Here is a 21249-nt window from a genome sequence, read left to right on the forward strand (position 1 = left end):
TATGTCCGTGCGCATCGCCACACAGGCAAGACGGACCGAGACGGCGGATAATCCGTTCTGGATCAGCTATGCCGACCTGATGACGGCGTTGGTGATGCTGTTTCTGGTAGTGATGAGCATCTCCATGGTGGCGGTGGCCTCTCGCGATGAAGCCCGCATGAAGGAGCGCGAAGTGCAGATTGGCGAGATCTTCGACGACCTGGAGCAGGCCGGGCGTGAAGCCAAACTGCCCCTGGTGGTGGATCGCAACGCACAGACCATCGGCTTTGGCGATCAAGCCCAGTTCGGCCTCGATAGCTACTATCTGCACCCGCAGACCATTGAGAGCTTGCAAGCGTTCGTGCCGCTGCTGCTGGATTCCCAGCGCCGCGAAGCGGGTGGCAAGTGGCTCAAGCGCATCCACATCGAAGGCTATACCGACGACATCGGCACCTACCTGTACAATGTGCATCTGAGCCTCAATCGCGCTCAGGCGGTGTTGTGCGCGCTGATGTCCACCGATGTGCCCATGGAAGATAAGCGGTTGTTGCAGCGGATGATTGTCATTGACGGCGCCACCACCACCAGCGTGCGCGAATCCCGCGAGGCGTCGCGTCGGGTGGAGATCCGGTTGGAGTTCCGCACCCTGGATGACACCGCGCCGCTGGCGCCGTTGCTGAACATGGAGATGGGGCGCTGTCCGCTACCCAATAAGCCCGACGAGGTGATCAAAGAGGTGCCGCCGGAGCTGCAAAAGGCCCCAGACGTGTATAAAAAGTCTTGAGACCACAGCGCTATTTTTCCCAAATAACGATTTTTTCCTGATGTGGCGCGGGCTGATTGACGATAGAGTGGAACAACAGACATTATACGGAGATCGCATGGGCGGGTCTTCGTCGTTGCAAGGCGAACAATCGTGCGGCGCGGCCTGTGGCGGGCGGCGCGCGCGGATTCGCCATGAGGGGGAGACACCATGTCCCAAGTACGTTGTCCGGTTTGCGGCGGGCGTCCCGCGCGCATCTACAAATGCAATCACTGTGATGAGATCCGTTGTGGTCAGAATGACTGCACCGGCTCGCGCAGCGGCATCAAAGGGTGGGCCAGCGCCGGCTCCCAGTGCCGAAACTGCAACTCCGGTCGCTACATCCAGATCAGCTTCTTTGCCGGTGAGATGGATGACCTGCTGCGTCAGCACAAGCAGGAGCGGGAGTTGATGAAGAAGAGATAATCCCGCTGTTGGCGCCGAACCGGCCGCGCGGGAGAAGGTGGGATAGCTGCGTGGCGGGCCAGAGCAAGAACCGACCGGGATATTACGATCGCATCACCGAGGCCAGGGAGTCTCTGGGGCTGGGCATGAGCGCCTCGCTGCAGGAGATTGACGCCGCCGTTAAACGCTTGCTCAAGCGTTGGCACCCTGACCTGAATCCAGTGGACAAAGCGGATTTGTGCAATGCAAAGACGCGGGAGATTTTGGAGGCACAGGCGCTGCTGGAGGCGTACTGCGAGAAGTATCGCTACTCGTTTGAACGGCAGGAGGTGGAGAAGTACCTGCCGCCCGATGAGTGGTGGGTCAAACGCTTCGCCTCGGAGAATCCGAGAGAGTAGCTTTCCTTGTGCGCAAGCTGGTTGCGCACAGCTTTCCGCATGATTCTGTTCTCACTTTTCCAGGCTACTGGCAAGCAAAAGCGGGTTGGCGGCGTTACGCCACCACCTCCATAATGCGTTCCATCAGCGCGGTTTTCAGCACGCTGGCCACGCCGGGTTGCGGGTGCAGCAGACGCACCTTGTTGGCGCACGCCTCCTGCAACATCAGCAACAGACCCAGCCCGGAACTGTCTATATGGGTACAGTGGGTCAGGTCCACCTCGATGCTCTCGGCCTTTTCATCCCGGAATTGATTCAGCACCGGACGGGTTTCATCAAACCCGTTGTTGATGGAGAGTTTCCCCCGTGGCGTAATGGCGACGTTGCGACCGGAGATTTTTATGTCTATGGAGGAATCGCTCATCATCGTATCCTTGCCAGATCAGTCAGGAGCAATGCAACGCCGTCTAAAGCGTGCGGTGTGACGCACAGCACTCTCTTGTGCTCTACTGTTTAAACAAGCAGCTATTAAGTGATTATAAATCGAAAAAAAGCGCATTTACAATGTCAGAACATGCAAAACTCCAGAGTTTTGCCAGACCTGGACGGAATGTGAAGATGAACATGGACTCCTGGCGAATTCCAGTATCTGGAATGAGTTGTGCGGCATGCTCCAGCCGGTTGGAGAAAAAGCTCAATGAAGATATGCGGATAAATGACGCCAGCGTCAACTTGGCTACGGCGCAGGCGCGCATTTCTGGTGAGATTTCATTGGCGGAGTTGGAGGCCATTGTCAGCGCCTGTGGTTTTGATGTGCCGCGCCGGGAGGCGCGCTATCCCATCAGCGGGCTCAGTTGCGCTTCGTGTGTGAACAAGACCGAGGCGGCGCTGGCCGCTCTCACCGGCGTGACCCGCGCCACAGTCGATCTGGCCAATGGCGAAGCCTTGGTCGCCTATGTCGCGGGGGTGGTGGAGCCGGAGCAACTGGCCGAAGCGGTGCGCAAAGTCGGTTACGAGATGGATGTGGAGGGCGCCGAAGAGGCCGCCCAAGCCCAGGCCGACGCGCGTCGAGAACAGGAGTTGGCGACGCTGCGCCAGCGGCTCTGGGGCGGCGTGGTTTTGACTCTGGCGGGGATGGCGGCGATGCAACTGGCGCCGCAGAGCGGCTGGCGCAATCTGCTGCTCTGGGCGCTGGCCACGCCGGTGACGTTCTGGTCGGGCTGGGGGTTCCACGCGGGCGCCTGGCGGGTGTTGCGCCACGGCTCGGCCAATATGAACGTGCTGGTCAGCGTGGGCAGTTTGAGCGCCTATCTGTTCTCAGTGTTGGTTGCCCTTAACCCGCCATGGGGCGCAGCCAGCGGCGGCCATGTCTACTTCGACACCGCCGCCATGATCATCACGCTGATTCTGATCGGCCGCTATCTGGAGGCGCGCGCCAAGGGCAGAGCCTCCCAGGCGATTCGGCAGTTGATGGATCTGACGCCGCACCAGGCGATACGCATTGACGCCGATGGCGACGAGCAGCAGATCCCGCTGACGCAGGTGCGGGTGGGCGACCTGCTGCGGGTGCGTCCCGGTGAGCGCATTCCTGTGGATGGCGTCGCCACCGAGGGTGAATCGACGGTGGATGAGTCCCTGCTCACCGGCGAATCCATGCCGGTGGATAAATCCGTGGGCGACGCGCTGGCGGGGGGAACCATCAACGGCCACGGCTCCCTGACCATGCGCGCCGAGCGGGTGGGGCGCGACACCGCGTTGGCGCATATTATCGAACGGGTGCGCCAGGCGCAGGCGGCCAAACCGCCCATTGCGCGTCTGGCCGATCGCATCGCGGGAGTTTTTGTCCCGGTGGTGGTGACGCTGGCGACGCTGACGGGCTCGATTTGGGCGTTTGCCGTGCCTGACGCCACTGTGGGCGAGGCGATGAGCCGATTCATCGCGGTGATGATCGTGGCGTGCCCCTGCGCGCTGGGCTTGGCCACCCCCATAGCGGTGATGGTGGGCTCCGGGCGCGGGGCGGAGTTGGGTATTCTGATTCGTGGCGGCGATGTGCTGGAGAGCGCCGGGCGCATCGACGTGGCGCTGTTCGATAAAACCGGCACGTTGACCCAGGGTAAGCCAGAACTCACCGATGGCCCGGCGGATCTTGAGGCGGCCTCGCTGGCGGGATCGGTCGAGCGTCATGCAGAGCATCCGGTGGCGCGCGCCATCGTTACGGGATTGCAAACCGCGCAGATCGATTGTGAGCGGCCGGTCAAAAGCTTCAAAGCGTTGGCGGGGCGCGGGGTGCGTGGTCGGGTGGAGGAGAAGAAGGTGCTGGTGGGCGCGCCGCACTGGATCATCAGTCAGGGGGTGGACGTTCCGGACGCGCAACAAGCGGTGGTGCGGCAACTGGAAGGGGAAGGCAAGACGGTGATGCTGATCGCTGTGGAGGGGGCCTATCGCGGCTTCCTGGCGGTGGCGGATGCGCCCAAACCGCAAGCTGCTCAGGCGCTGGCTTTGCTGCGGGAGCAGGGGGTGCGCTGTCTTATGGTGACCGGCGATAACGCCGCCGCCGCGCGTTATGTGGGGGCGCAACTGGGGCTCGCCGAGGCGGATATACACGCCGAGCAACTACCCGATGGCAAAGCCGATTTGACTGCTGAGTTACGCAATCAGGGGGCGCGGGTGGCGATGATCGGCGATGGGATCAATGACGCCCCGGCATTGGCTCAGGCCGACGTGGGGGTGGCCATGGGCGGCGGTTCGGATGTGGCCATGGAGACGGCGGACATGGCGTTGATGGGCAGTGACCCGCGCGGCGTGGCCACGGCGTTGGGACTCTCGCGCGCGGTGATGCGCATCATCAAACAGAATCTGTTCTGGGCTTTCGCCTACAACGTCACATTGATACCTGTCGCGGCAGGGGTATTCGCCAGTTTCGGCCTGACGCTATCGCCTGCATTGGCGGCGGGAGCCATGGGACTCTCCAGCGTGACGGTGGTGCTCAATGCGTTGCGTCTGCGGCGTTTTCAGCCGCCATTTTCCATGTGAGACAAGCGGCGCTCAGGTCTCGAAGAATTTGGCGAACTCTTCGGCGTCGGCGGGTTTGCCGTAGTGATACCCCTGCACAAAGTGGCATCCGCGCGCTTTGAGGAATTGCGCCTGCTCCACGCTCTCCACCCCTTCGCCGATGATGACGCGATCCAGGCTGTGGGCCATGGACATGATGGTCTCCACCAGCACCGCCGCTTCATTATCGGAGATGATGTCCGGCACAAAGGCGCGGTCGATCTTGACTCCGGAGACCGGCAGCTTGCGCAGCACGGAGAGCGATGAGAAGCCGGTGCCGAAGTCATCCAGCCACAACTCCACGCCGATTTCGCGCAGGTGATTGAGCATGGACATGGCGCGCGGCTCATCCTCCATAATGATGTTCTCGGTGATCTCCAGCACCAAGGCGCTGGGCGGCAGGCCATTCTTTTCCAGAATTTCCGGGATGCGGTTGTCGGTGGAGAGCTCGCGACAGCGGGTGCAGGAGAGGTTGGCCGAGAGGAAGAACTCTTTGGCCGCCGGGTGCTGAGCGCGCCAGCGCGCCGCTTGCGCCAAGCCGGTGTCGATAGCCCATTCGGTGAGTTCGGCGATCATGCCGGTCTCTTCGGCGATGGGCACAAACAGTTCCGGCGAGATGTAGCCGCGCGTCGGGTGGCTCCAGCGCAGAAGCGCTTCGGCGCCGCGCAGGGCGCCGTCGCTCTGCATATCGAAAATGGGCAGATAGCTGAGGGTCAACTCACGCGCCTCGATGGCCTTGAGCAGATCCTTCTCCAACTGCATCCGCTCCATCGCCTCGTCGTGCATGTCCGAGGTGAAGAAGCGGTAGTTGTTGCGGCCATCGGATTTGGCCTTGTACATGGCCGCATCGGCGTTCTTGAGCAGGGAGTCCAGGTCCTGGGCGTCGTCGGGGAACACCGTCACCCCCACCGAACCGGAGATGGTCACCTCCTGTCCCTCCAGGGTAAACGGCAGACACAGTTGACGAATCACTTCGGCGGCCACGCGCTCGGCGTAGGGGCCGCGCGCCATGTCCGGCAGGATCACGGTAAACTCGTCGCCGCCCAGTCTCGCCACGGTATCGGACTGACGATGGCACTTAAGCAGGCGCCGCGAGGATTCTTTGAGAAGTTCGTCGCCGGCGGAGTGGCCCAGGGTGTCATTGACCCATTTGAAGCGATCCAGGTCGATAAACATCAGCGCCACACGGCTGTCGGAGCGGTCGGCGCGCACCAGTTCGTGTTTCAACCGCTCGATGAACAGGGCGCGGTTGGGCAGACCGGTCAAAGCGTCGTAGTTGGCCTGATGGCGGATGCGCTCTTCGGCGCGCTTTTTTTCCGAGATGTCCCGCAGGGTGGTGATCTGAAACAGGCCGTGTTCGTGGGTCTCGGCACGGGCGGTGATCGCTTCGATAAAGCGCGGCAGTTCGCCATCGTCATGCCGCAGCCGCATCTCCAGCGGGCGGCGGTCGGCTTCAGCGTTGGCTTGCGCCAGCAGCAGTTGCTGCACCGGCTGGCGCTCTTCCGGGTGAAAATGGTCGCTGAAGACGCTTTGGGTGACGGCGGCGGCGTCGGGCAATTGGAACAGCGCGGCGGCGGCGACGTTGGCGTAGAGAATGGCGTCGCCATCATGGGCCACTACGCCATCGGGCAACGCTTCCAGGAGGGTTCCCAATTGTGACGGTTCAAATGCGTGCATATTGGCCATCGCCTACTTACGCCAGATGGACTCTGGCGCCCAGGTAAAAAGACTTAGGGTGCAATCTCGCCAATTTTGTAACAGGTAACGTCGACTCACAACCTATAAAAGAGAAGTGACGCTATTTGTGAAGATATTGGGGGGATTCAGTGGGGGGGAAAGCGTGCGCATATCTGCGCGGCGGCGGGCGCCGCCGCGCAGAGCAGTGCGTTAACCGAAGCGACCGGTGATGTAGCCTTGGGTGCGTTCGTCGGAGGGGTTGGTGAACATGGTCTCGGTGTCGTTCACCTCCACCAGATCGCCCAAATGGAAGAAGGCGGTCTTTTGCGACACCCGCGCCGCCTGCTGCATGGAGTGGGTGACGATGACGATGGTGTAGTTCTCTTTGATCTCGTCGATCAACTCTTCGATCTTGGCGGTGGCGATGGGGTCCAGGGCCGAGCAGGGCTCGTCCATCAGGATCACCTCGGGCGACACCGCAATGGCGCGGGCGATACACAGACGCTGCTGCTGACCGCCGGACAGGCCAGTGCCCGGCGAGCTGAGACGATCCTTCACTTCGCCCAGCAGACCAGCGCGCTCGAGACTGGTCATGACGATCTCGTCCAGTTCGGTGCGATCCTTGGCCAGACCGTGGATGCGCGGGCCATAGGCGATGTTGTCATAGATCGACTTGGGGAACGGGTTGGGCTTTTGGAACACCATGCCCACGCGGGCGCGCACCTGCACCACGTCCACATTGGGATCGTAGATATCTTCGCCATCAAGGCGGATGTCGCCGGTGACGCGGCAGCCGTCGATGGTGTCGTTCATGCGGTTCAAGCAGCGCAGGAAGGTCGACTTGCCGCAGCCGGAGGGGCCGATCAAGGCGGTGACCTGACGTTCGGGGATGTCCAGGTCGATGCCGTGCAGCGCCTCGTTGTCGCCATAGTACACTTTGGCGTTGCGCACGATCATCTTATGCGCATCCAGGGTCTGGGCGGCGGCGGTTTCATTCATGTTGGCTTGCGTATCCATGTTCAATGGATCTCCCTGTACCAGTCAGCCGCGTTTGCGGCGGGATGAGTCAGTTGTGCAGCAAGAGGCGTAGCGCGCCCTACCAGCGACGTTCAAAGCGTTTGCGCATCACCACGGCGATGGCGTTCATCACCACCAGGAAACCCAGCAGCACCAGGGTGGCGGCGGCGGTCTTCTCCATGAAGGCGCGTTCGGGCATATCCGCCCACAGGTAGATCTGCACCGGCAGCACGGTGGCCGCGTCGGTGAAGCTGCCGGGGATATCCATCACGAAGGCGACCATGCCGATCATCAACAGCGGGGCGGTTTCGCCCAGGGCGCGCGCCATGCCGATGATGGTGCCGGTGAGGATGCCGGGCATGGCCAGGGGCACCACATGGTGCACCACCACCTGCAGCGAGGAGGCGCCCACGCCGCGCGCGGCTTCGCGGATGGAGGGCGGCACCGCATTGAGCGCCGCGCGGGTGGCGATGATGATGGTGGGCAGGGTCATCAACGCCATGGTCAGGCCGCCCACCAGCGGCGCCGAGCGGGGGATGTGCATCAGATTGATGAACAGCACCAGACCCAACAGACCGAACACGATGGAGGGCACGGCGGCCAGGTTGTTGATGTTGATCTCAATGAAGTCGCTCAAGCGGTTGCGCTTGGAGAACTCCTCCAGATAGACCGCAGTGAGTAGGCCGATGGGGAAGGAGACCAAGAAGCAGATCACCATGGTCAGGAAGGAGCCGACAATGGCGCCGTAGATGCCGGCTGCTTCCGGGTCGCGCGACGGGCCATCGGTAAAGAAGCGGGCGTTGAACTGTTTTTCCAATTTGCCCTGGGAGAGGAGCTCCTCGACCCAGGCGGCCTGCTTGTCGCTCAAGCCGCCGTTGCCGTCCACCAGCCCTTTGAGCTTCATGTCGACATCGTCGGAGGCGAGCATCCACAGGGTGACGGTCTGGCCGATCTGGTCCGGATTTTTGGCTACATAGTGGGCCAGATCAAACTGCACGATGGGGCTGACCAGCCGATACAGATCCTTTTTGTCGCGGCGCGACTTCACCTTGGGGAAGGCGTCGCGCAGGGCGTATTTGACCAGGCGCAAATAGTCGGCCTGGCGCATCTCTTCCGGGGTTTTGCCCTGCTCGTAGATCACCTCCGGGTCGAGATTGACCTGGAGTTGGATCTGGCTTTGCCATAGGGCGCTGAAGCCATTGCCCGCCATGGTGACCAGCAGAATCGCCAGGGCGATGGCGGCCAGGGCGATGCCGGAAAGCCCCATCAGGCGGAAGTTGCGGTCTGCGTTGTTGCGCTTTTTGAGCAGGGCCAGCGCCGATTTGCTGGTAAAGGGATTGCCTACGTTCGTGCTCATTGGCTTCTCAATCTAAGTGGTGCGGATGGAGGACGCGTTCAATCTGATCGATGTGATCAATCGTACTGTTCGCGATACTTCTGCACGATGCGCAGAGCGATGAAGTTCAAGCCCAGGGTGACGATGAACAGCGTCAGACCCAAGGCGAAGGCGGCCAGGGTCTTGGCGCTATCAAACTCCTGGTCGCCCACCAGCAGGGTGACGATCTGCACCGTAACAGTGGTCATCGCCTCCAGCGGGTTGGCGGTCATTTTGGCCGACAGACCAGCGGCCATCACCACGATCATGGTTTCGCCGATGGCCCGCGACATGGCCAGCAGCATGGCGCCGACGATGCCGGGCAGGGCGGCGGGCAGAATCACCTGTTTGATGGTTTCCGCCTGGGTTGCGCCCAGACCGTAAGAGCCTTCGCGCAGGGCTTGCGGCACCGCGTTGATGACGTCGTCAGAGAGGGAGGAGACCAGGGGGATCACCATGATGCCCATCACCGCGCCAGCGGCCAGAGCGCTCTCGCTGGCCACCGTGTATTCAATATTCAACCCGATGGCGTTAAGGGCGCCGATCACCGCATTGCCCCACTGAGAGACCAACGGAGCCACGGTGAGAGCGGCGAAGAAGCCATAGACCACGGTGGGAACTCCCGCCAGCACCTCCAGCAGCGGTTTGCTGATGGCGCGCATCTTCGGCGAGGCGTATTCGGACATGTAGATGGCCGCCAGCAGACCCACCGGCGCGGCGATCATCATGGCGATGAGAGTGATCATGCCGGTGCCGACGAACAGCGGGATAGCGCCGAAGGAGCCGGAGCCGCCCACCTGGTCGGCGCGCAGCGCCGTCTGCGGGCTCCACTGCAGGCCAAACAGGAAATCCAGCAGCGGGATCTTACCGAAGAAGCGCATCGCTTCGAACAGCAGCGACAGCACAATGCCCACGGTGGTGACGATGGAGATGGCCGAGCAGATCACCAGGACCACCGAGACGACGCGCTCCACCTCGTTGCGGGCGCGGAATGACTTGCTGATTTTTCCCCGGGCGTGGCGCAGCGCCAGGGTCATGGCGCTCAACAGCACCACACCCAACGCCATAAAGCTGATGGTCTTGAGATGGGCGTAGTGGCTGACGGCGTTTTTGATCGACAGAGTCACTTCACCGTACAGCGCACCGCCGTTGGCCAACGTGCGAACCTGGCTCATGATGGTTTGGATCGCGTCCTGGCGGGTGTCGTCGGTGGGCAGGTCGGGGAAGCTGCTCATCACCAGCGATTGCAGAACCGTATTCTCCCCCAACAGCCACAGCAGGGTGATGATCAGGCCTGGAATGCCGCACCAGACAGCCACATACAGACCGTGGTAGCTGGGGCGGGAGTGGAGGTCGCTGGTGCGGCCGCTCTTAATCATGGCCAGAGCGCGCGTTCGCCCCATATACCAAGCGACGATCCAGAAGAGGGCGATGAGGAGTAATGCCGTGGCGTACATGTGGCGCGTGTCCCTTCGGCGGCGAGCTTCTGCGGCCCGTGCGGTGTTGATCATGGCGAAATCGACTGCTAAGGCGGCGAGTTTCAGACGCCTTGGCCAGTCGAGCGGCGCATTGTGCGGGGCGTGCGTTGGCGCATGAGGTCCACTGTGTGACGTGTTGGTAACTTTTCATGCCTTTCTTTGCGACGCTATGTTACCGGAGCAGCGTTGAAATTTCGCATAAAAACAAACGCCTCTCCAAAGGAGAGGCGTTTGTTGATGAGGCAATTTGTTGTTGGGGATTTTTTACGGCAACAGCATTCCGCGCAACATGAAGTAGAACATGGCGGCAAGCAGACCGGATGCGGGTACGGTGATCACCCAGGCGGCGGCGATTTTGTACACATGATCGCGGCGCACCAGCTGTTCGCGATAGATGCGGCGCAGCCCTTTCTTTTCGCGTTTGGTCAGGGCTAGTTGGCTGCGCGACTCTTTTAACTGTTTGAGCATGCGGCCTTTTTCGTCAATGCTGGCGTTTTTGAAACGCTCCAGGTATGCCTGTAGCTCCTCTTGCTCCTCCTCGGCGTGGTGTTCGCGGATCTCCTCCACCATGCGCGCGTAGCAGATTTTCAGATATTCACGCAGGAAGCCCACGCCAAACACGCCGCCCACCGCAATGTGAGTGGAACTCACAGGCAGGCCCAGCTGAGAAGCGATAATGACGGTGATGGCGGCGGCCATGGCGATGCAGAAGGCGCGACTTTGATCCAGTTCAGTGATCTCCGAGCCGACGGTGCGGATCAAGCGCGGGCCATACAGCGCCAAACCGATGGAGATGCCGATTGCGCCCACCACCATGACCCACAGCGGGATGGCGGCTTTGGCGGTCATGCCGCCAGAGCTGAGCACGCCATTGATGGCGGCCAGAGGCCCGACGGCGTTGGCGACGTCGTTGGCGCCGTGGGCGAAGCTGAGCAGGGCGGCGGCGAAGATCAGCGGGATGGTAAACAGGCTGTTGACGCTCTCCTTGTTATTGCTCATGGATTTCGCCGCCCGGCCAATGACGGGGAGCAGAATCAGGTAGACAGCCACGGCGATGCACAAACCCACGCCCATGGCGGTGAGGACGTCGGTTTTCCAGATTTTTTTGAGGCCTTTCATGATCAGGTAGGAGCTGAAGGCCCAGGTCATCAGCGCCACCAGTAGCGGCACCATGCGTTTGGAGGCGGAGATCATATCCTCCTGGTAGGTGATTTTGCGCTTAATGATGAACAGGAAAAACGCCGCGATGGCGCCGCCCAGCACTGGCGAAATCACCCAGCTGGCGGCGATCTGCCCCACTTTGGCCCAGTTGGCGATGTGCCAGCCGCCTGCGGCGATGCCTGCGCCGAGCACGCCGCCGACAATGGAGTGGGTGGTGGAGACCGGCGCGCCCAGCGCCGTGGCCAGATTGAGCCAGATCGCCGCCGCCAGCAGCGCGCCCATCATCAGCCACACGAAGGTCTCCGGATTGGGGATCATGGCCGGATCAATGATCCCTTTGCGGATAGTGCCCACCACATCGCCGCCTGCGATGAGCGCCCCGGCGGCCTCAAAAATGGCGGCGATGAGGATGGCCCCTGTGAGCGACAAGGCGCGGGATCCCACTGCGGGGCCGACGTTGTTGGCGACGTCATTGGCGCCGATGTTCATCGCCATGTAACCGCCGATCATGGCGGCGGCCACCAGCATGATATTGACGTCTGGAGAGGCGATGTTGCTGGCGTAGACCATCACGCCGATGATGAACAGGATGCCCAGCCCCAGGCGGCCCAACTCTTTGCGCCCCCAATGGGTGGCCTGTTCAATTTTGTTGATGTCGTGAATTTCCATCCCGCCTCCCGCAGTGAGCGTGCAATACCGTCTGGGAGTTGGCTGCAAACCATCGCGAGCGTCACAAAAAAGCGACGTTCGATCAATGTGTTCAGCGTTACCCCTCAGGCGGCATGCTGGTTTGTTGCAAATTTTTTACAGTTTAAAAGCGTGACGCGAGAGTTTCCAGTCCTGTGTTAATGATTCATAAAAATAGTGCGAAAAAGTTACTAACCGCCCAGTTTGATGTCATAAAGTTCATATTCAGCGGCGCTGTGAAGTGGGGGAAAGGAGAAAATTAGAACGCGAAATCATGGTGGTGAACTGCGGGTATGGCGCAACTCTCTAACACGAAAATGTGCGGGAGTTGGCCGCATCGCGGAATTGGCGGGGAGATATGGAAAAGTCAGAAGGGCAAGCGCAGGGCGCGCGCTCACGCAAGCGAACGTGCGTCGATGTCGGCGTTGCTTGGAGGGGTGGGGAAAGCGGGGCGCGCGACCGCGCCCTGCGGGAATCGAGAATGCGTGGAGATTACAGCAGCGACAGCAGGAAAGCGCTGGCCACGGCAAGGGAAACGAATCCGCCCACCAGAACCGGCCAGGGCGAAAGGGGCTCGCGAGCGACCACGCGAACAGTGATCGTGCGGGTGTATTCAGGGGCTTTTCGCATCGAATGTCTCCTGGTTCAGAGCCTATCGCGGCCGGGTTATACCGACCCTGCATGTTCATTTATGCCGGGAATTCGGAAAAAATCCTAGCGATAAATTTGTAGAACGGGATAATAAACCCCTAAAGCCAGCTTGCGGCTCGCAAGCGCTGTTGCGGTCTGAGGAATTTTGCCGCAGCCGCTGCGACAGGTCGCCGCGTCAGGATTGGCAAGGAGTCGCCCATGAGCTTCTACACAGGCATCCACCATACTGCTTTTGCAACCGGAGACATCGAAAAGACCGTACGGTTTTGGCGCGACCTGCTGGGTATGCGCCTGATCTACGCCTATGGCCAACCCGGCTACCGGCAATACTTCTTTGAGATCTCCCACGACTCGCGCATCTCGTTTTTTGAGTGGCCCGGGGTGGAGGCGCCTGCGCGGCGGCGTCACGGCGAACCGGCCAGCGGACCGTTTACCTTCGACCACTTCTCCATTGGCGTGCCTGACGAGAAGGCGTTGTGGGAGATCATGGGGCGTCTGGATGGGGCGGACTTCGGCTGTTCTGATGTGATCGACCACGGCTACTTTCTCTCCATCTACACCTACGATCCCAACAATATCCCCATTGAGTTCACCTGCAATGCAGCGGGGATCAATGTGTTGGAGCAGGCCGATCTGCGCGACCATGTGGCGCAGACCGAAGCGCTGATGCACTCCGACCCCAATCCCAAGTTCTGGCCGCCGCCGGATCCCATCCCGGTGGAGGAGCAGCTCATTGTGGCGGGCGAGGGCAGCGAACACTTTGAACAGCCCTCCTGGATGATCCGCTGCATCACCAAACCGGCGGACTAGGACGATGGCTCATCTTCCGCTCATGTGATGCGCGTCGAAAAGACGAAAGGCTCCCCGAGGGGAGCCTTTCTGTTTGGTCAAATTTCTGCGCCGTGGCGGATCAGGCGTAAGCCTCCGTCAGGGATTGGGAGGATTCGTAGGGACTGAATCCGTCCTTGGCCGCTTCGTAGGCGGCCTGCACCCGGCTGGAATCGGGGAATTGACGCACCGGGTTCTGTTGGTAGATATTGCGCGCCACAGAGCGACTCTCATCGATAAATCGTTTCATGTCGCTTTCGCTGGGCGCATCAGGCATCAACTCATAGAAGGCCTGTCTGCCATGCTGGGCGACCTGTTGCGAGGTCTTGTTCTCGGTGATCAACGGTTGTGGGGTAAATCCCGAGCTCTTCTCAGAGCTGACGGCTTGATCGCTCGATTCGGTTTTGTGAGCGGTCTTCCCGGCGCTTCCTTGCGCCACCTTCCCATAAGGGGAGGCGTTCGTGGTCCCCGGCTGGAACTGCGTGATGGCGTTCATTTTCCCAACCCTTCACTGAGGTCCGAACTGAGCCTTCCAAGCGGCGTTCGGGCCAGTGATATCCCGGGTATCTTCCCGGTTTACGATCCCTTCTTGGGATCTTTTGGGTATTGTTTCGGATCTGAGGTGCAGGAGCTTGAGGAGAAAATGCGCCTCGGCTCAATTTTTTTTGCGCTGACGCCAAGGGCGCAATGGCTGGAAAGGGCTGTATGGATCATATCCTGTTACTGATCATGGGCGCGGCGGCGCTGTCGGTGGGGCTGTCGGTTCTGCTCAAGCGCCTGAGCATGCCGCCGGTGATCGCGCATATGATGACCGGGCTGTTGATTGGCGAATTGTATGGCCTGCGCCAGGATCAGACCTCCTTACTGCAGTCGGTCTCCGAGTTCGGCATCGTGTTTCTGATGTTCACCATCGGGCTGGAGTTCTCGCCGCGGCAGTTGCGCGCCATGGCGCGGCAGGCGCTGGCGTTGGGCGGCACGCAGATGGCCCTCACCAGCGGCGTGATCGCGGCCATTCTTGTGTTTGGATTGGATATCGGCGGCTGGGAGGCGGCGGTGATCGGCGCCGGAGCGGCGCTCTCCTCCACCGCCATCGTGCTGCGTGAACTCAATGACAACGGCGATCTGAACAAGCCCTATGGGCGTCAGACTATCGGTGTGCTGCTGTTTCAAGACCTCTCCATGATTCCGTTGCTGTTGATGGTCGGCTTGGCCGCGCGTCAAGAGCAGGCGGTGGCGCTGGTGGCGGCGGAGACGGTGTTGGCGGCGCTGGCGGCGCTGGCGGTGATCTATCTGACCGGCAAGTTCGTGCTCGGGCGGGCGTTGGATGCGGTCAGCGATCTGCGTCGCTCCGAAATTTTTCTGGCCATGGTGCTGCTGATTGCGGTGTCGGCGGCGTGGTTGACCCATGCATTGGGCTTCTCCTACTCCCTGGGGGCGTTTCTGGCGGGTCTGATGCTGGCGGAGACGCGCTATAAACATCAGATTGAAGCGGAGATGCAGCCATTTCGCGATCTGCTGCTGGCCACCTTCTTCATTGTGGTGGGGATGCAGGTCAATATCGGCTTCGCCTGGGAGCATCTGGGCTTGATTGTCGTCGCCAGCATCGCCCTGATGGCGCTGAAGACCGTGATGACGACTTTGGCGGCGTGGCGCCATGGGGATCATCACGATGCGTTGAAAACCGGGTTGGCGCTGTGTCAGGGCGGCGGCTTCTCCTTTGCGCTGTTTGAGGCGGCGCGAGCGGCAGGGCTGCTCAGTGAGGAGTTGTTCCAGTGGGTGATCTCCTGTCTGGCTCTGACCATGTTGCTCACGCCGCGTATTCTGGAGTGGGTGCATCAGGATGGCGGCGGTCTGCTGTCACGCTCCCGGGGGGCCGACTTGGGCCCCGATCCGGCGCGTTTGATCTCCTCGGACCACAACCATGTGGTGCTGTGCGGGGTGGATCGCGCCGAGACCGTGCACTTGGAGAAGGGGCACATCATCGTCTGCGGCTATGGCGCGGTGGGGCGCGAAGCGATGCGTCTGCTGGGCGAATTGGGCCATCCTGCGGTGGCCATCGACCACCAACGCAGCGCGGTGGAGGAGGGCGCGATGCGCGGCGATGCGGTGATGTTCGGCAACGCCGCCAACCCCAATGTGCTGGAGCGCGCTTGGGCGCGGGATGCGGCGGCGGTGTTGATCACCCTGGGCGACCGTCGCGGTAAGCGTCTTATCGGCGAGGCGGTCTCACGACTGTGTCAGGATCCGGTGATTGTGGTCACCGCCGCCGATGGCGACGAGCAGCAGTTGCTCAGTGGATTGCCCATCAAGCACCTTGTGCGGCATAATGAGGAAGCCGCCCGCCTGTTGATCGACCATGCGCTTACCTGTGAGGTGCGCCAGCCCTACACGCCGCGCATCTGCCGGGAGTGTGATGATCCAGGCGTCAAACAGTCGGATTGCGCTGCGCCATTGACGCCTCTGTCGGCGTCTGAGCGCGTGGATGGCTGACAGTCGGCGAAAATTGGTATATATTAATGGAGATTTTGAAAAATCCCACCAGCCACCCAGGAGGCGCAGATGCGACGCAGTACTTTTAAAATCGTCAGCGGCATGTTTTTCTTTGCTTTTATTTCCGCTCTGCTGGTTGTGGGCGTGGCGCAAGGCACCAAGATTTTCGTTGACGGCGGCCATCATGGCCAAGCCACCACGCAGGTGCTGGGGCTGTTTATGGCGGGGGTGTCGGTGCTATTCGCCTCGGTGGCGCTGTTTACCGCCGTGGGGTTTCTGCGTAAGCGCGCCGCACAATTGAAAAAGCTCGGCTACAAGCCGACGTTGCGGAATATCTTCGAATGGCAGCGCAGCAGCAACCTGCGTCCCAATGGCCAGCCGGCGGCGAGCGCGAGCGGCGACGAGGCCGCGGCGAGCAAATAAGACGATGCAGGATTGCGGCGTGAATTCCGGCGCGGCGTTCACGCCGGTGGATCCGGTGTTTATTCTTGATCACCCGGGCCATGCGGGCAATATCGGCGCGACTCTGCGCGCCATGGGCAACACGGGATTCACCCAGCTGCGGTTGGTGAATCCCCGTCAGTTTCCCCATCCTGATGTGGCCGCCTTCGCCACCGGTTCCGAGGGGCTGATCGATAGTGTGCAGGTGTTCGACTCCCTCACCGCCGCCACGGCGGATTTGACCCTGCTGGTGGCCACAACACGTCGCGATCGCGGTCAACGTCACACCATCATGACGGCGCGGGAGTTGGGCGCGCGCCTGGCGCGCATGCCGCAGGCGCGTGCAGGGGATGCGGGCGACGGACAACGCGTGGGGCTGCTGTTCGGCGGCGAACGCGCGGGGCTGACCACCGAAGATGTGGGCCGGTGCGCCTGGATCTGCACCATCCCCACCCATGCCGACCACGGTTCGCTCAATCTCTCCCAAGCGGTGCTGCTGGTGGCGTATGAACTCATGATGGCGCGTCAGAGCGCCGAGCCGGTGGCGACGCTGGACCCGGCGCAGGAGCTGGAGCAGCGCGCCCCCGCGATTCAGATTGAGCTGCTCACTGAGCATCTGTTCGATGTGTTGAACGAGATCGGGTTTCTCAAACCCAAGCAGCATCGCCACATGCACGGCAGCTTGCGCACCCTGATTCAACGCGCCGCCCTCGATAGCCGTGAAGTGGCGATTCTGCGCGGCATCCTCACTGAAGTGACCGCACACTGTGACCGCAAGCTCAAACGCGCCGGGATTGATCCGACTGCTTGAGACGCCCGTTCCGGGAGTCGAATCCGTTCTTCCCATTGCCACAGCCGCCGCGCTTGATATCTGGCGGGCGCGTCCGGGCGATATCCTCACCGTCTGCGCCGCCGACGGAACCTTCCATCGTGGCCGTTTACTGGATAACGGCGCTCAGGTGCGTGTTTTTGAACCCTTAATTCCCGCGCCTGAACCGCCTGCTCCGCGTCGTTTGATCCAGTGCCTGCCCAATCGCGAACGCATGCGCTGGATCGTGGAGAAGGCGGTGGAGTTTGGCGCAACGGAGCTGATCCCGCTGGCGTGTGACAAAGCCTATGTGGGCGAGCAAGCGCCCAAGCAGGATAAATCCGCCACCTGGAGCCGGGTGGCCCTGGAGGCGGCGCGGCAGTGTCGGCGCGCGACGGTTCCGCCGGTCAGAACGCCGCAAACGCTTGCTGATTTGCTGGCGGCGCGCGATGCTGATGAGATCTGGTTCATGCTCGATCGCGACGAGTCGCAGCCGTTGGGCGTCTTGGCTGCGGATCTGCGCCATCAGCCGCTTTCGATCCTGGTGGGGCCTGAAGGGGGCTGGAGCGTGGAAGAGCGCGCCGTGCTGCGCGCGGCGGGCGCCGTCACCGTACGGGTGGGGGCGCGGGTGTTGCGCACAGAGAGCGCGGGATTGGCCGTATTGGCGACTCTGGCTGCGTTTGAAACGTAAGCGGGGAGCGTCGGCGCGGCTGATGATTGTTGAATACATTGGATTGGACTGAGTTTTGGAGTTTACAAATCGAGCGCGTTTCGGAATAATGCGGGATTTCTCGAAATTGGCGGAAACCGGAACGCTGTTCACACAGACCTGATCGGCCACAGAATCGCGACTGCTACGCCAAGGAGCGCATAATGGGTTGGAACGATAACGGCGGCGGCGGACAGAGCCCTTGGGGCCAGTCTCCGCGCGGCAATGGTCCGCAACCGCCTGACGTGGAAAAAATTATCGAGATGGCGCGGGCGCGCCTGAGCAACAGCAACATCCCTAGCGGCGGCAAGCAGCTGTGGATGGTGTTGGCGGGGGTGGCGTTGGCGATCTGGATGGCCACCGGCATCTATGTGGTGGGTCCCGAAGAGCAGGGCGTGGTGATCCGCTTCGGCAAATATGTGGAGACCACCGAGTCCGGTCCCCATTGGCACCTGCCGTTTCCCATCGAATCGGTCTACAAACCGAAGGTGTCGCAGGTGCAGCGCATCGAGATCGGCTACCGTTCGCGCGGTCGCAACAATATCGATGTGCCCGCCGAGTCGCTGATGCTCACCGGCGATGAGAACATCATCGATATCGATCTGTCGGTGCAGTACCGCATCGACCATGAAAATAGCCAGTCCGTCGGCATGGAAGGCAATATGGGCGGCGCCGCCAACTACCTGTTCAATGTGCGCAATCCCGGCAAGGATCCGCACCAAGTGGTGCGCAACGCCGCCGAGACCGCCGTGCGCGAGGTGATCGGCACCAACAAGATCGACGTCGCCCTGACCACCGGCAAGGATCGCATCCAGACCCAAACGCATCAGAAGATGCAGGAGATTCTGGATGGTTATCTGAGCGGCGTGAAGGTGGTGACGGTGCAGTTGCAGCAGGTGCAGCCGCCTGAAGAGGTGATTCACGCCTTCAAGGATGTGGCCAGCGCCCGCGAAGACCGCGAACGCGCCATCAACGAAGCGCAAGGCTACAGCAACGATATCCTGCCCAAGGCCAAGGGCGAAGCGGCCAAAATGGTGCAGGAGGCGGAAGCCTACAAGGCCTCTAAAGTGGCCCGCGCCACCGGTGACGCCCAGCGTTTTGAATCGCTCTACACCGAGTACCAGAAGGCCAAGGACGTGACCCGCACCCGTCTCTATCTGGAGACCATGGAGACGGTGATGGGCAACGCCAATAAGGTGATCATTGAACCCAAGGCTGGCGGCAATGGCGTGCTGCCCTACCTGCCGTTGGACCGTCGGATGTATGCGCCGACGGCCAATCAACGCTAAGGGGAGGCACGATCATGACCAATAAAACGCCTCTGATTGTCGTTGGCGTCATCGCGGCTCTGGTGTTGCTGTCGCAATCGCTGTTTACCCTGCATCAGGTGGAGCAGGCGCTGATTATCCAATTGGGTAAGCCGGTGCGCGCCATCACGGAGCCGGGGTTGCACTTTAAGCTGCCGTTCATCCAGACCGTGCACACCTTTGACAAGCGGTTGCTGGTGGTGGATGACGACGCCCAGGAGGTTCTCTCTTCGGATAAGAAGAACCTCAAGGTGGATAACTACACTCGCTGGCGCATCAACAATCCGTTGGAGTTCTTCAAGACGGTGCGCAATGAGTTCGGCGCCGAATCGCGCCTGCGCGACATCGTCTTCTCCAACCTGCGTGAAGTGCTGGGTCAGTACACCATGCACGAGATCGTCGCTGGCGAGCGCGCCAATCTGATGCAGCAGATTCGCGAGTCGGCCAACAAGCAGGCGAAGAACTACGGCATCGAGATCGTGGACGTGCGCATCAAGCGCGCCGATCTGCCGGAAGAGAACAAGAAGGCGGTGTTCCGCCGCATGCAGACCGAGCGTCAGCGCCAGGCCAAGCAGTATCGCGCCGAGGGTGAAGAGGAGGCGGTGAAGATCCGTTCCGACGCCGACCGACAGAAGGAGATCCTGCTGGCCGAAGCGTATCGCGAAGCCGAGAGTCTGCGCGGTGAAGGCGATGGGGAAGCGGCGCGCATCTATGCCGAGACTTACGGCAAGGACAGCAGCTTCTACGAGTTCTATCGCTCGTTGGAGGCGTATCGTAACGCCATGCGTGAGAACAACACCACGGTGGTGCTGCAGCCCGATGGCTTCTTCCGCCACCTCAAAGGCGCAGACGCCCGTTGATCCGCTGGGTGATCATGAGCGGCGCGACGGTGCGCAATGGATGAGTTCTGGACCGCGCTGGGGCAGGCTTTGGGGCTGCTGATGATTATCGAAGGCGCGCCCTATTTTCTTTCACCCAACCGCATGCGCGGCTGGGTGATGAAAATGGCCGAGCAACCTGATGGGGTGCTGCGCCAGACCGGTTTTGTGTTGATGCTGTTGGGCTTGGGCGTGGTGTGGTTGGCGCGCGGATAGTCCAACGGCGAGTTGGATGTCTTGAATGGATGCGCCCGGAGGGCGCTGGCGATGTCTCGCGAATTGAGTGACAAGCGGCTGCCGCTGTCGGCCTTGGGCCATAAGCCGCAACATCTGGTCGGCCATATCGACGCCGCCTCGCTGGAGCAGGCGGTCGCCATGATGGCCCATGCGCCACAACCGGCGCAGGTGGATGTGACTGCACAACGCGATCAGGGCAAGCTGAGTGTCCAAGGGCGCGTCAGCATCGTGGCGCCGCTGGTCTGCTCGCGCTGCTTGTGCGAGTTCGACCAATCGCTAGAGGTCTCTGTGTCGCGGCAGTTTGTCAGTGGCGATGACCCTGTTGCCGAGAGCGCGGGCGAAGTGCGGATGGAAGATGAAACCACCTACTTGAAGGATGATGTGTTTGTCCTGCGGCGGATGGTGGATGAGGAGTTGGTGCTGGCGATTCCGCCTGCGCCGTTGTGTCGCGAAGCATGCGCGGGCATCTGTCCCGGCTGTGGCGTCAATCTCAACGACGAAGCGTGCGTCTGCCGCGACGAAGTGGAGGATGGCCCGTTTGCGGCACTGAAGAATTTGCGTCTGACCGGCCAGTAGTCGGGGCGTCGGGTTTGCGTGATCGCCGTATCGCTTAAGCGAGCGGCATTTAGCAGTTGGTTCATGTTGCAGTCTCTTTATCGATGGAAGTGAACAGGAGTCCCTAGAAATGGCCGTGCCCAAGAAGAAAACCTCGAAGTCCCGCACCCGTAGCCGCGCCGCGCACCACGCGATCTCCGCGCCCAGCCTCTCCACCTGCTCCAACTGCCAGGAGCCGATGATGCCGCATCGCGTCTGCCCCAAGTGCGGTTGGTACAAAGGCCGTGAAGTGGTGGCGATCGAAGAGTGATTGATCTGCACCTGGTATCAGAATTT

At 61.2% G+C, this 21249-nt stretch carries 22 protein-coding genes; 14 read left to right on the forward strand and 8 right to left on the reverse strand.

What is annotated here, in order from left to right:
* Window position 1: 1 nt before the first annotated feature.
* From MAIT1_RS11825 to MAIT1_RS11835, 3 genes are all read left to right on the forward strand, one after another.
* On the forward strand, window positions 2-763 hold the full coding sequence (locus MAIT1_RS11825) for an OmpA/MotB family protein (RefSeq protein WP_085442467.1): 762 nt from the start codon (window positions 2-4) through the stop codon (window positions 761-763).
* Window positions 764-952: 189 nt separating this feature from the next.
* Window positions 953-1207: a hypothetical protein gene (locus tag MAIT1_RS11830; protein ID WP_085442468.1), complete on the forward strand. Its 255-nt coding sequence runs from the start codon at window positions 953-955 to the stop codon at window positions 1205-1207.
* Window positions 1208-1257: 50 nt separating this feature from the next.
* Window positions 1258-1584, forward strand: a complete 327-nt coding sequence (locus tag MAIT1_RS11835; RefSeq protein ID WP_085442469.1) for a hypothetical protein — start codon at window positions 1258-1260, stop codon at window positions 1582-1584.
* 94 nt (window positions 1585-1678) lie between these two features.
* Here the strand turns inward: MAIT1_RS11835 and MAIT1_RS11840 are convergent, their stop codons facing one another.
* Window positions 1679-1987: an STAS domain-containing protein gene (locus MAIT1_RS11840; protein WP_085442470.1), complete on the reverse strand. Its 309-nt coding sequence runs from the start codon at window positions 1985-1987 to the stop codon at window positions 1679-1681.
* 194 nt (window positions 1988-2181) lie between these two features.
* Here MAIT1_RS11840 and MAIT1_RS11845 point away from each other — a divergent pair, with 194 nt between their 5' ends.
* The gene (locus MAIT1_RS11845; RefSeq protein ID WP_085442471.1) at window positions 2182-4596 is read left to right on the forward strand and encodes a heavy metal translocating P-type ATPase; all 2415 of its coding nucleotides are present in this window, start codon (window positions 2182-2184) and stop codon (window positions 4594-4596) included.
* Between the two features lie 12 nt (window positions 4597-4608).
* On the opposite strand, the gene MAIT1_RS11850 is transcribed toward MAIT1_RS11845, so the two are convergent.
* The 6 genes from MAIT1_RS11850 to MAIT1_RS21850 form a co-directional block, all read right to left on the reverse strand.
* Window positions 4609-6291: a putative bifunctional diguanylate cyclase/phosphodiesterase gene (locus tag MAIT1_RS11850; protein ID WP_158089453.1), complete on the reverse strand. Its 1683-nt coding sequence runs from the start codon at window positions 6289-6291 to the stop codon at window positions 4609-4611.
* Window positions 6292-6501: 210 nt separating this feature from the next.
* The gene (pstB, locus tag MAIT1_RS11855) at window positions 6502-7248 is read right to left on the reverse strand and encodes a phosphate ABC transporter ATP-binding protein PstB (RefSeq protein WP_241893474.1); all 747 of its coding nucleotides are present in this window, start codon (window positions 7246-7248) and stop codon (window positions 6502-6504) included.
* Between the two features lie 139 nt (window positions 7249-7387).
* On the reverse strand, window positions 7388-8665 hold the full coding sequence (pstA, locus tag MAIT1_RS11860) for a phosphate ABC transporter permease PstA (RefSeq protein WP_085442474.1): 1278 nt from the start codon (window positions 8663-8665) through the stop codon (window positions 7388-7390).
* Window positions 8666-8721: 56 nt separating this feature from the next.
* Window positions 8722-10140: a phosphate ABC transporter permease subunit PstC gene (gene pstC, locus MAIT1_RS11865; RefSeq protein ID WP_085442475.1), complete on the reverse strand. Its 1419-nt coding sequence runs from the start codon at window positions 10138-10140 to the stop codon at window positions 8722-8724.
* A gap of 285 nt (window positions 10141-10425) precedes the next feature.
* Window positions 10426-11991 carry an inorganic phosphate transporter gene (locus MAIT1_RS11870; RefSeq protein WP_085442476.1) on the reverse strand — a complete coding sequence of 522 codons (1566 nt, stop codon included), beginning with the start codon at window positions 11989-11991 and terminating at the stop codon, window positions 10426-10428.
* A 510-nt stretch (window positions 11992-12501) separates the two neighbouring features.
* Window positions 12502-12639: a hypothetical protein gene (locus MAIT1_RS21850; protein WP_158089454.1), complete on the reverse strand. Its 138-nt coding sequence runs from the start codon at window positions 12637-12639 to the stop codon at window positions 12502-12504.
* Between the two features lie 219 nt (window positions 12640-12858).
* On the opposite strand from MAIT1_RS21850, the gene MAIT1_RS11875 reads away from it, so the two are divergent.
* Window positions 12859-13470 carry a VOC family protein gene (locus MAIT1_RS11875; RefSeq protein WP_085442477.1) on the forward strand — a complete coding sequence of 204 codons (612 nt, stop codon included), beginning with the start codon at window positions 12859-12861 and terminating at the stop codon, window positions 13468-13470.
* A gap of 100 nt (window positions 13471-13570) precedes the next feature.
* Here MAIT1_RS11875 and MAIT1_RS11880 read toward each other — a convergent pair whose 3' ends face one another.
* Entirely contained in the window at window positions 13571-13984 is a 414-nt protein-coding gene (locus MAIT1_RS11880; RefSeq protein WP_085442478.1) for a hypothetical protein, read from the reverse strand.
* A gap of 209 nt (window positions 13985-14193) precedes the next feature.
* Between MAIT1_RS11880 and MAIT1_RS11885 the strand changes: the two genes are divergently transcribed.
* The 9 genes from MAIT1_RS11885 (at window position 14194) to rpmF (ending at window position 21223) form a co-directional block, all read left to right on the forward strand.
* A complete protein-coding gene (locus MAIT1_RS11885; RefSeq protein WP_158089455.1) occupies window positions 14194-15978 on the forward strand; it encodes a cation:proton antiporter in 1785 nt (594 codons plus the stop codon).
* A gap of 69 nt (window positions 15979-16047) precedes the next feature.
* Window positions 16048-16401, forward strand: coding sequence for a hypothetical protein (locus MAIT1_RS11890; protein WP_085442480.1), 354 nt, complete (start codon window positions 16048-16050; stop codon window positions 16399-16401).
* A gap of 19 nt (window positions 16402-16420) precedes the next feature.
* A complete protein-coding gene (locus MAIT1_RS11895) occupies window positions 16421-17230 on the forward strand; it encodes an RNA methyltransferase (RefSeq protein WP_158089456.1) in 810 nt (269 codons plus the stop codon).
* Window positions 17214-17918, forward strand: coding sequence for an RsmE family RNA methyltransferase (locus MAIT1_RS11900; protein WP_158089457.1), 705 nt, complete (start codon window positions 17214-17216; stop codon window positions 17916-17918). Before MAIT1_RS11895 ends, MAIT1_RS11900 begins: the two co-directional genes overlap by 17 nt.
* Window positions 17919-18100: 182 nt before the next feature.
* The gene (gene hflK, locus MAIT1_RS11905; protein WP_085442483.1) at window positions 18101-19225 is read left to right on the forward strand and encodes an FtsH protease activity modulator HflK; all 1125 of its coding nucleotides are present in this window, start codon (window positions 18101-18103) and stop codon (window positions 19223-19225) included.
* Between the two features lie 14 nt (window positions 19226-19239).
* Complete coding sequence (gene hflC, locus MAIT1_RS11910; RefSeq protein ID WP_085442484.1) at window positions 19240-20103, forward strand: protease modulator HflC; 864 nt, start codon at window positions 19240-19242, stop codon at window positions 20101-20103.
* A 36-nt stretch (window positions 20104-20139) separates the two neighbouring features.
* The gene (locus MAIT1_RS11915; RefSeq protein WP_085442485.1) at window positions 20140-20337 is read left to right on the forward strand and encodes a DUF2065 domain-containing protein; all 198 of its coding nucleotides are present in this window, start codon (window positions 20140-20142) and stop codon (window positions 20335-20337) included.
* Between the two features lie 51 nt (window positions 20338-20388).
* Window positions 20389-20934: a YceD family protein gene (locus tag MAIT1_RS11920; protein ID WP_085442486.1), complete on the forward strand. Its 546-nt coding sequence runs from the start codon at window positions 20389-20391 to the stop codon at window positions 20932-20934.
* Window positions 20935-21043: 109 nt separating this feature from the next.
* Entirely contained in the window at window positions 21044-21223 is a 180-nt protein-coding gene (gene rpmF / locus MAIT1_RS11925) for a 50S ribosomal protein L32 (RefSeq protein WP_085442487.1), read from the forward strand.
* Window positions 21224-21249 lie beyond the last annotated feature (26 nt).

The organism is Magnetofaba australis IT-1, from assembly GCF_002109495.1.
Classification (GTDB): domain Bacteria; phylum Pseudomonadota; class Magnetococcia; order Magnetococcales; family Magnetococcaceae; genus Magnetofaba; species Magnetofaba australis.

Coding starts and splice junctions, on each gene's coding strand:
- MAIT1_RS11870 (WP_085442476.1), bottom strand. CDS start 11,991: ATGGAAATTCACGACATCAACAAAATTGAACAGGCCACCCATTGGGGG.
- hflK (WP_085442483.1), top strand. CDS start 18,101: ATGGGTTGGAACGATAACGGCGGCGGCGGACAGAGCCCTTGGGGCCAG.
- MAIT1_RS11850 (WP_158089453.1), bottom strand. CDS start 6,291: ATGCACGCATTTGAACCGTCACAATTGGGAACCCTCCTGGAAGCGTTG.
- MAIT1_RS11840 (WP_085442470.1), bottom strand. CDS start 1,987: ATGAGCGATTCCTCCATAGACATAAAAATCTCCGGTCGCAACGTCGCC.
- pstB (WP_241893474.1), bottom strand. CDS start 7,248: ATGATCGTGCGCAACGCCAAAGTGTACTATGGCGACAACGAGGCGCTG.
- MAIT1_RS11845 (WP_085442471.1), top strand. CDS start 2,182: ATGAACATGGACTCCTGGCGAATTCCAGTATCTGGAATGAGTTGTGCG.
- MAIT1_RS11825 (WP_085442467.1), top strand. CDS start 2: ATGTCCGTGCGCATCGCCACACAGGCAAGACGGACCGAGACGGCGGAT.
- MAIT1_RS11875 (WP_085442477.1), top strand. CDS start 12,859: ATGAGCTTCTACACAGGCATCCACCATACTGCTTTTGCAACCGGAGAC.
- MAIT1_RS11915 (WP_085442485.1), top strand. CDS start 20,140: ATGGATGAGTTCTGGACCGCGCTGGGGCAGGCTTTGGGGCTGCTGATG.
- rpmF (WP_085442487.1), top strand. CDS start 21,044: ATGGCCGTGCCCAAGAAGAAAACCTCGAAGTCCCGCACCCGTAGCCGC.
- MAIT1_RS11880 (WP_085442478.1), bottom strand. CDS start 13,984: ATGAACGCCATCACGCAGTTCCAGCCGGGGACCACGAACGCCTCCCCT.
- MAIT1_RS11920 (WP_085442486.1), top strand. CDS start 20,389: ATGTCTCGCGAATTGAGTGACAAGCGGCTGCCGCTGTCGGCCTTGGGC.
- MAIT1_RS11830 (WP_085442468.1), top strand. CDS start 953: ATGTCCCAAGTACGTTGTCCGGTTTGCGGCGGGCGTCCCGCGCGCATC.
- pstA (WP_085442474.1), bottom strand. CDS start 8,665: ATGAGCACGAACGTAGGCAATCCCTTTACCAGCAAATCGGCGCTGGCC.
- MAIT1_RS11890 (WP_085442480.1), top strand. CDS start 16,048: ATGCGACGCAGTACTTTTAAAATCGTCAGCGGCATGTTTTTCTTTGCT.
- MAIT1_RS11885 (WP_158089455.1), top strand. CDS start 14,194: ATGGATCATATCCTGTTACTGATCATGGGCGCGGCGGCGCTGTCGGTG.
- hflC (WP_085442484.1), top strand. CDS start 19,240: ATGACCAATAAAACGCCTCTGATTGTCGTTGGCGTCATCGCGGCTCTG.
- MAIT1_RS21850 (WP_158089454.1), bottom strand. CDS start 12,639: ATGCGAAAAGCCCCTGAATACACCCGCACGATCACTGTTCGCGTGGTC.
- pstC (WP_085442475.1), bottom strand. CDS start 10,140: ATGTACGCCACGGCATTACTCCTCATCGCCCTCTTCTGGATCGTCGCT.